The sequence below is a fragment of the Frigoribacterium sp. CFBP 13707 genome (genome assembly GCF_014842245.1).
Classification (GTDB): Bacteria; Actinomycetota; Actinomycetes; order Actinomycetales; family Microbacteriaceae; genus Frigoribacterium; species Frigoribacterium endophyticum.
Genome location: NZ_JACYVL010000018.1, coordinates 20,823 through 29,581, shown reverse-complemented (window position 1 = coordinate 29,581; position 8,759 = coordinate 20,823). Strand labels below are relative to the sequence as shown.

Below are 8,759 nucleotides of genomic sequence, written 5' to 3'. Positions count from 1 at the left end.
GGCGCACCGTGCAGCACTACAACTACGAGCAGTTCTTCGGCAAGCAGGTCATCGACTCGTTCCTCGACACCAATTACGTCAACGGCAGCGGGTCGCCGGAGACCTGGCTGAACACGCTGCACTACGCCACGGCCTTTAGCTACAACGGCGTCGGCAACCACCTCGGCAGCTGGAACCTCGGCAACGGCACAAGCATCGTCGACGATGAGCGTCTCACCCAGCAGGTTGCGTCCTGGGTCAACGCCGGCTCCCGTGGCAACTACATGATGCTCCGCGGCTACGAAGCTGCCGGTGCGTATTCCTACAAGGCCGTCAACTCTGCCCTGCACGTCACCTACAAGGAGTATCCGACGGCCGGCACCGCTATCGCCCCGTCGCCGGCCAACGCGAGCCGGGCCTCGCTGACGCCCACCCTGCAGATCTCCGCGAATGACCCCGAGAAGAGGGGCCTCGACTACGTCTACCGCGTGAGCGAGAACCCAAACCCTGACGTCTCCCCGGTGTGGGTGTCGGGCTGGCAGGGGTCCTCGCAGGCGACTGTGCCTGCGGGAGTTCTCCAGCCAGGAAAGACCTACTACTGGAAGGGGCACGTCCGAGACGGTTGGGACGGCGCGTACGGCACGAGCACGATCCGAGGGTCTGGGACGTTCTCGTTCTCCACGAACACGCCTGCTCCGACGCCCGCCCAGTCGACTGCGTCGATCGCGGACGGGACGGTCATCACCGAACTCACCCCAAAGCTGGCCACGGGCACCTCGGTGGACGCGAACGGTGACCCGGTTCAGTACCAGTTCACGATCGCGACCGGCACGGACGGCGTGACCGGGGCCGTCAACTCTTCTGGCTGGCTCGTGACCCCCAGCTGGGTCGTCCCCGAGAACACTCTCCAGGACGGCGGCCGGTACACCTGGTCCGTCCGCACGAGCGACGGCTACGACAAGCCGCAGCCGTCGTGGCGAAACGCCCTTGTCGTGAACCAACGGATCGGTGAATCAGGGCCCGCACCCGTAGACACTGCAGGTCCCGTGACGGTGAACCTCGCCAACGGCAACGTCGGCATGCGGTTCTCGTCCCCGACGGTGTCGACTGTCGGCGGCAGCATGGGCATGTCGTTCAGCTACAACAGCCTCAAGCCCAAGGCCGATGGCCTGACCGGGTCGTACTACGACGTCACCCCTGCAGCGGGTGCGACTCCGGCGTTCGACTTCACCGGCAAGAGCCCCGTCCTGGTGCGCACCGACCCGAACGTGTCCTTCGACTGGGCCGCAGGTTCTCCTGGGCCCGCCGTGCCCAACGACTACTTCCTCGCCCGATGGACCGGCTTCCTCAAGGCGCCCGCAGCCGGGACCTACCAGTTCGGTGTCAGCCGCGACGACGGCGCCAAGGTCACGGTGGCAGGCAAGGACGTCTACACGGGCGGCTGGACCGCAGAGTCGCGAAGCGCCGTCTTGTGGGGCTCGAGCGTCGACCTCGCCGCCGACGCGGTGCCGTTCTCGATGGACTACTACGAAGGCGCCGTCACCGCGGGCATCGAGCTGTGGGTGAAGGACAGCGCGGGGAAGTCGTTCGTGGTCCCGCCGTCGTGGTTCTCCCGCCAGGTCGAGACCCTGCCCGCCGGCTGGTCGGCATCGACCGCGCTGAACGGTGACGCCGGTGACTGGTCGAGCGTCCAGGTCACCGACTCTGCCGTGATCCTCACCGACACCACCGGAACTGCCCACACGTACAAGAAGACCTCCGGCACCGGTGCCTCCACCGGCTACACCGCCCCGGAGGGGGAGTTCGGCGTCGTCGCGCTGGATGCCACTGGGAAGGTCACCTTTAGCGAGGATGACGGATCGGTCACAGTGTTCGGTGCCTCCGGCCGGGTCGAGACCGTCACCGGAGCTGGGGATGCGATCAAGCGCGCCACCCCGATCGCCGCCTACAAGGGCGGCACCGGCATGATCGAGTCCCTCTCCGACCCGCTGTCCTACGACACCGCCTCGAAGACCTACAAGCGCCAGGTCACGTTCGCCTACGGTGCTTCCACCGGTGCTCCCTGCACCGCGCCTCCGGCCGGGTTGGCCGCTGCTCCGTCGGGGATGCTCTGCAAGATCAGCTACCCGGACGGCAGCGCCACCGATCTGTTCTACGACGCCAAGGGAAACCTTGCCCGGATCGTTGACCCCGGGACCGAGATCACCGACTTCGGCTACGACGACGGCAAGCTGACCGCCCTGCGGGACAGCCTCGCCAACGACTGGCTCGCCGCCCCGAACACCGGTCGTGTCGACGCTCCGGCGGTGAAGACCCAGATCGCCTACGACGCCACAGGCCGGGCCACGAGCGTGACCCTGCCTGCCCCGGACGGTGTCACCGAGAACACCCGCCCGCAGAAGACCTACGCGTACGGCCCCGCCACCGGTGCCGGTACGGCGACCGTCGACGTCGCAGGACTCACGGTGCCCGCCGGTGCCCACGCGATGACGGTCACCTACGACGACGCGTGGCGCCAGCTGACTTCCACCAGCCCTTCGGGCCTGACGAGCAGCCAGGTGTGGAACGGCAAGGACATGCAGTTGTCCTCCACCGACGCTCAAGGGCGGATGTCGACGACGATCTACAACGCCCAGGACCGCCCCATCGACACCTATGGCCCCGCCCCCGCCGCCTGCTTCGGCACCGACCGGAAGCCGCTCGCTTCATGCACGGTGACGCCGGCACACTCCTCGACGACCTACGACAAGGGACTCGCCGGCCTGAACGCGGTCTGGTACGACAACAACCGGTTCGCCGGCGCTCCGAAGGCCTACAGCCTCGGCATCGGTGCCGCGGATGGGACGGTGAACAAGGACTGGGTGATGGACGCCCCGATGTCCGGCATCCCGGCCGACAACTGGTCCCTGCGCCTGACCGGCCTGATCACGTTCCCCACCGTGGGGACTTACACGGTCAACACCCGTGCCGATGACGCCAGCCAGGTGTGGATCAACGACATCCCCTCACCTGCTGACCCCACCCCTGGCGCCGTCCACGACGCACCCGGTGTCACGATCACCACCACGGCTCCGAACCAGCAGGCCCGGATCCGGGTCCACTACCTCGACAACACCGCCAACGCCGCCCTCGGCCTGTACTGGACGGGTCCAGGCCTGGCCAAGAGCGTCGTCCCCGGTTCCGCCCTGACTCCGGACTACGGCCTGCAGACCTCAAGCACGACCGATGACTCGGCCCCGGCCGGCGTCGCGGGAGTTTTGAGCAGCCAGGTGCCCTCGCAGACAACCTCGACCGAGTACGCCAACCCGTGGCTCGGCCAGCCGACCGCTACGATCGAGGACCCGACAGGGCTCGCCCTGAAGACCTCCACGACGTACGAGCCTGTGGGGTCGGGTTACCTGCGACGCCTGACCCGCACCCTCCCCGCCCAGGCGGCAGCGGGGGCAACGACGTCGACCTACTACGGCGACGCCGAGACCACCACCGAAGCTGTCTGCGGCGTCCCGGCCGGGACGCCGCAGTACGGGGGGACGAAGACGACCACGACCGGTGCCGGAATCGTCACCTTCATCGTGTCGGATATTCTCGGTCGGGCCGCTGGAACGAAACGTTCCGGAGACACGAAGTGGTCTTGCGTCAGCTACGACGCGCGTGGTTTGGCAGTGACTGCCACAACGTCGGCTTACGGCGGGAGTTCGGCTCGGACGACGACGACGACTTATGCCCGCGATGGTGACCCGCTTACGACCACCGTGAGTGACGGGGCCGTACTCGGTTCGCCGAACAACAGCACAATCACCACGAGGATCGACCTGCTCGGCCAGACGGTGGCGTACACAGACGTGTGGGACACGATCACGACGACCGCTTACGACCGGACCGGGAAGGTCACCTCGACCACCACCAAGGCTGCCAAGGGACTCCCGCGCACGCAGGCCTTCGAGTACAACGTAGACGGGCAGGTCACGAAGGTCTCCTACGACAACGCCGTCATGGCACTCCCGGTCTACAACCGCGGCGAGCTGGTCTCGGTGTCGTACCCGGCCGGTGCCGGCAACCTCGGCAATGGGTCGATGCTGCAGTCCATCCAACAGAACGCCACCGGCGCCCTCACCGGGCTGACATGGGCGTTCCCAAACGGCCAGCAGTCAGTCACCGATCAGGTCGCTCGCTCGCAGTCAGGACGCATCCTGAGCAACACCACAACTTCTGGTGCCGTCTCGAACGTGTCCTCCTACGGGTACGACGCCGCCGGCCGCTTGGTCACAGCGTCCATCCCGCGCCACCAGCTGACGTACTCCTTCGCGAACGCCACCTGCGGCGCCCCCGCAGCTGGACGGAATGGGAACCGAACCTCGTCCACAGACGCGCAGGACGGAGGCGCCGCGTCGGTCACGACGTCCTGCTACGACACCTCCGACCGGCTCTTCTCCACCACCGTGACTGCACCGCCAGCGGGTGCGACCCCGACGGCGCAGACGATCCCCGCGGCGAAGATCACCTACGACGCCCACGGGAACACCACCCGGCTCGCCGACCAGGTCATGACTTACGACGGTGTCGACCGGCACATGACCACCGTCCTGGACGACGGCAGCAAGGTCGTCTACGAGAGGGACGTCACCGATCGGATCGTGAAGCGCACCCAGAGCACCAAGGCCGGGGTGACCACGTCGACGACGTACTCCTTCGCAGGAGGAGGAGACAGCGCCGACCTCGAACTCGACGATCAAGGCACGGCGACCTCTGCGGTGGTTTCGTTGCCGGGATCGGTCCTGGTCTCGCTGGGGACTGGAGGGCAATCGTGGTCGTACCCGAACATCCACGGCGACATCATCGTCACCGCCGACCAGGCCGGCACCCGCTCCGCTGGACTCAGCGTGTACGACCCCTTCGGCCAGACCATGGACCCGGTGACGGGTGCGCTGGGCACGATGTCGGCCAACCAGGCCGGGCCCGACAACAAGTCCGGCAACGCCGAATACGGGTGGCTGGGCCAACACCAGAAACTCACCGAACACCTCAGTACCTTGTCCACCATCGAGATGGGAGCCCGGCAATACGTCGCAGGCCTTGGACGCTTCCTCGAGGTCGACCCGATCGAGGGTGGCGTAGACAATGACTACGTCTACCCGAACGACCCGAGAAACGCCGTGGATCTTGACGGCAATCAAGTGTGTGGTAGCTGGAACGCGTACTGCTCGCCCGATGCCCGTAAGACCTCGACGCCCCTTGAGCGCGAGATCAATCTCACGATTGCCACCTCGATCATCCCGTTCGTTGGAGCTATCCGTTGGGGCGTAACTGCATTCCGTGCTGCACGTTGGCTCAAAATATCGGGTGGGGCCATCAAAACGTTCTCTCGACACGCTATTGTGCGCGAAGCTCAACGATTTGTTGGCAGGAAGGACGTTATTGGCGCCGTCAGACACCCCCTGTATGCAGTTTCGAGGGTCTCGGATAGAACAACTAAGTGGATTGGCCGTTCTGCGACGGTGATCACTAACGCGCAAACACGTAAAGTCATCACGGTGTACAAAACGGGCTCTAAATACTTCAAGCGATACACAAGGTGGATGAGATAAATGCCATATAGTCTCGAGGGGTTGGAAGACGCTCTCTGGGAAATTGACCCCGCTTTCGCTGGACCGCGTGAGACTGAAAACGAAGATGAGTATTCCGAGATTGCTTCACTCATTTGTAACGAGGCTAAAAACGGGGCTAGTAATGCCCTTCTTATTGCGAGACTCACTAGTATTCTGACCTCAGAATGGGGCCTGTCGGCAGATCCTGCTGCAGCGCATTCGATCGCAGTAATTTCGGCATGGACAGCCGGTCGCCAAGAGTAGGAAGTCAGCTGTGATGGCGTGGGGCAAGTTGTGGCGGGTGCGAAATTCGATACTCAACAAGTCGCAAATGTGTCGCCAGGCCGCAACGGTCGGCTACTTAGGTCGGAGTCGATCAGCCTGCTGATTCGTTCCATTCCGGTTCAAGCCAGGCAGCCGACTAAACGGTGGTAGGTGCACCGTCAGTCGGGGGATCTTGAAAGAGGTGCGGTGCGTCTGACCTAGCGCTAGATGGTCTCGCCGCAGCAATAGCTGCGGCGGCTCGCGCCCGGTCTGTCAGCGCTGGCGACTCCTGCGCGGCGGCGTTGATTGCGTCGGGCTTTGGGTGCAGGCTTTGGCGCCCGATCCGCCATCGAGATCTCCAGACGCCTCGTGGACTTGCATGTCTACGGTCGGGCCGCGTCGGTGAGATCGAAGCCGTGGCCTCGTCCCGGCACGGTCGCTGGGCTACTAAAGCTAGCGGCAGGAGGCCGGGATCACACGGTTCTACGGGCAGCGACCGTGTCAGCTGCAGGTACCTGAGCGAGATCAGCCCAGGCCGTCCAGCCGTCGAAAATTGGAGTGCTCTCTCGCGCAACTACGAAGATCGTTTCTGCGCGATCGACCGGCTTCGAGATGTGCCAAGGGGGCGCTCATGAATGTGCCAGGCCCGGGCACTGACAGGCCAACAGCGGCACAGGAGCGGGCCTGAAAGGGTATAGCTAACTAGCCGCCAGAGCAGAAGCCCTGAGAACCTCGCATCGACGAGGGGCTCGGGGCTTTTCTCTTCCCTCTCGGAGGCGACGCGGTGAGGCAGCCGGACGACGGGCAGGTGTCTGACGCAGTCGAGAGGCCGCCCCGTCGCCTACGCGTCGCTCGCCTCGAGGGCCGCGTGCTGCCGCTCGATGCGACGGTTCACCATGATGGTCCGCGCGGCTACGGCGATCGAGGCCACAGCGCTGATCGACATCAGCACGCCGACCAGCTGGCTGTCGCCAGCGATGAGGACGATCGCGCACGCGAGGACGACCGCGGACAAGGCGATCTGGACGGCTGGCCACGTGTTCGTCATGCGACGAGCCTACGAGCTGCACGTCGCCCTCGCCTCGTTCAGCACCAGCAGCGTGAGCAACCGGAGCGACCCCCGCAGCGTCGACGTGACCGGCTGCTACGGGACCGTGACGACGACCTTGCCCCGGACGCTCTCTTTCCCCAGGCGGGCGAGGGCCGCCGCCGTCTCGGTGAAGGGCTCGACCTTCCCGACGACGGGTCGGATGACGCCCGCGTCGACCAGGGCCGCGATCTCGGCCAGCTGACGGCCGTCGGCGCGCATGAAGAGGAACTGGTACGAGACGCCGAGCCTGCGCGCCTGGGCCCTGACCTTGCGGCTCAGGCCCGCGATCGCCAGGCGCAGCACGGGGTTCAGGCCGGCCGTCTTGGCGAACGCGGGGTCGGGCGGCCCCTGGATGCCGATCGCGAGGCCGCCGCGCCCGAGCACTCGGAGCGACTTCGACAGGTTCTCTCCGCCGAGGCTGTCGAGCACGAGGTCGTAGCCGGACAGCTCCTCCTCGAAGTCCTGGGTCCGGTAGTCGAGGACGACGTCGGCCCCGAGCTCTCGGAGGAAGTCGGCGTCGCGCGCCGACGCGGTCGTGGCGACGTGGGCGCCGAGGTGCGCGGCGAGCTGGATCGCGATGGTGCCGACACCGCCGGCGCCGGCGTGGATCAGGACCTTCTGGCCGGGCTGCACGTCGCCGAGCTCCACGAGCGCCTGCCACGCGGTCAGCGCGACGAGGGGCAACGACGCCGCCTCGACGGTGCTGACCGAGGTCGGAGCGAGGGCGACGTCGGCCTCGTCGACGGCGATGCGCTCGGCGAAGGTGCCGATGCGCGGGTCACGGGGGCGGGCGAAGACCTCGTCACCGGGCGCCAGGGTGCTGACGGCCGCGCCGACCTCGACCACCGTGCCGGCGAGGTCGTGACCGAGGGTCAGCGGCAGCTCGAAGGGGAGGACGAGCTTGAAGTCGCCCTGTCGGATCTTCGCGTCCAGGACGTTCAGCCCCGCAGCGTGGACCTCGATCAATACGTCGTGGGCGCCCACCGTCGGCTCGGGCACCGTGACCTCGTGCAGCGGCCCCTCGTAGGCGTCGAAGGCGAAGGCTCGCATGGTGGGGGCTCCTGGCTGCTCGGTGGGGGAGACATCGGGGAGGCGCGCGATGAGCGACACCATAACATCCGAGTCGACTCGATTTTGAGCGTACTCAGTCACCGTGTCAAGCAAAGATGGCGTGTCGACCGCGTTCGGCTGTCATCGTGGGGGCAACGACTCGCGGACCTCCACGGCCCGGTCCGTGTCACGTGCTCGCGCCAAGTGTTGACGCCGTGGGCTCCTGTCGCTTCCCGAGGAGTTGTTGCCACTCATCGTCGGTAAGTGGCAACAACTCGCCCTCTGTTGCCGCTTTTGCGCTCCGCGACTCCGAGCACGAGGGTGATGCGGCTCGCCGGTACGATTCGACCCGACGGGGCACCTGCTCCGCCGAGGCGACAGGAGCACCATGACCGACCCCGACGAGTTCGTCGGCTCCGAGGCCGACCGCAGGTTCCGGGAGGAGCTCCGCCGCAGCCTCGAGGCCGCAGACCGCGAGGGTGACGGCGCCTCCGAGCCCGACGAGGCCGCCACCGGCCTCAGGCCTGCGAGCGGCAGCGCCGGCAGCACCGGCACCGGCAGCCCCGCCCGGCCCGCGACCCCCGGCGCAGGCCCCGCCGCCGGCCCCGGCGACGCGACCGCCGCCTCCCCGGCGAAGCCCCCGCGCTCGCGCCTCGACGTCGTCATGGACTGGGCTCCGCTCGGTGTGGGCCTGCTGGCGATCGCCGCGATCGCGGTCATCGCCCTCTACGGCATCTCCGGCGGCGATCTCGGCCCCTGGTGATCCCGGAGCCGCCGCGCACGGAGCGGGG

Annotated in this window: 4 protein-coding genes; 2 read left to right on the top strand and 2 right to left on the bottom strand. The window is 66.6% G+C overall.

The window, feature by feature from the left end:
* The first annotated feature begins 8 nt into the window (after window positions 1-8).
* Complete coding sequence (locus IFT45_RS16015; RefSeq protein WP_206759081.1) at window positions 9-5,564, top strand: PA14 domain-containing protein; 5,556 nt, start codon at window positions 9-11, stop codon at window positions 5,562-5,564.
* Between the two features lie 1,105 nt (window positions 5,565-6,669).
* Here the strand turns inward: IFT45_RS16015 and IFT45_RS16010 are convergent.
* Complete coding sequence (locus tag IFT45_RS16010; protein WP_192129394.1) at window positions 6,670-6,876, bottom strand: hypothetical protein; 207 nt, start codon at window positions 6,874-6,876, stop codon at window positions 6,670-6,672.
* 96 nt (window positions 6,877-6,972) lie between these two features.
* Window positions 6,973-7,968 (bottom strand): NADP-dependent oxidoreductase, encoded by a 996-nt coding sequence (locus IFT45_RS16005; protein WP_192129392.1) that lies wholly within the window; start codon window positions 7,966-7,968, stop codon window positions 6,973-6,975.
* 388 nt (window positions 7,969-8,356) lie between these two features.
* Here IFT45_RS16005 and IFT45_RS16000 point away from each other — a divergent pair, with 388 nt between their 5' ends.
* On the top strand, window positions 8,357-8,731 hold the full coding sequence (locus IFT45_RS16000; protein ID WP_192129390.1) for a hypothetical protein: 375 nt from the start codon (window positions 8,357-8,359) through the stop codon (window positions 8,729-8,731).
* The last annotated feature ends 28 nt before the right edge of the window (window positions 8,732-8,759 follow it).